The sequence below is a fragment of the Fulvivirga aurantia genome (genome assembly GCF_009711475.1).
Lineage (GTDB): Bacteria > Bacteroidota > Bacteroidia > Cytophagales > Cyclobacteriaceae > Fulvivirga > Fulvivirga aurantia.
This window is the reverse complement of sequence record NZ_SMMD01000155.1, coordinates 1-757: the sequence shown is the minus strand read 5'-3', so window position 1 is coordinate 757 and position 757 is coordinate 1. Positions and strand designations below refer to the sequence as shown.

Genomic DNA, 757 nt, shown 5'->3' with positions numbered 1-757 from the left:
ATAACACAATCGATGAAGGATTAAAGCTTACTTCTGAAATTGTGAATATGGTTGAAGACGAAGTTTCATCAGATGTAAAAGTAATTTTGGCCCCTCCGTTTGTGCACCTTTCTCAGGTTAAAAATCTTATAAAGGGCAGTAGTAAATTATTTTTGTCAGCGCAAAATTGTAGCCAACATAATGGGGGTGGTGTAACCGGAGAGATATCGACTGCAATGCTTAAATCTACCGGGGTGCAATACGTGATTATAGGGCATAGCGAGAGAAGAGAGTATTTTAATGAAACCAACGAGCAGTTAGCTCAAAAAGTAGATGCTGCTTTGGCCAATGGTTTAACCCCTATTTTCTGCTGTGGCGAACCACTTGAAATACGAGAGGCAGGAACTTACATAGATTACGTTCAAAATCAGCTGAAAGAGAGCTTATTTCATCTACCGAATGAAGCGTTTAAAAATATTGTAATTGCCTACGAACCTATTTGGGCTATAGGCACAGGAAAAACTGCCAGCTCTGACCAGGCACAGGAGATGCACGCTGCAATCAGAACATTTTTGGTCGCAAAGTATGGTGATGTCGCCAAAGACACCTCTTTACTCTATGGCGGAAGTTGCAAGCCTTCAAACGCAAAAGAACTATTTGCCTGCAACGATGTAGATGGTGGACTTATTGGTGGTGCCTCGCTTAAATCCAGAGACTTTACAGACATCGTAAAATCATTTTAATGAGCGTAGTAGATTTTTTAAGTGTCAATATATCT

General features: G+C 40.3%; 1 protein-coding gene. It reads left to right on the top strand.

The features are described from left to right. Nucleotides 1-8: 8 nt before the first annotated feature. Nucleotides 9-722, top strand: a complete 714-nt coding sequence (gene tpiA, locus E1176_RS00450) for a triose-phosphate isomerase (protein WP_185152481.1) — start codon at nucleotides 9-11, stop codon at nucleotides 720-722. Nucleotides 723-757 lie beyond the last annotated feature (35 nt).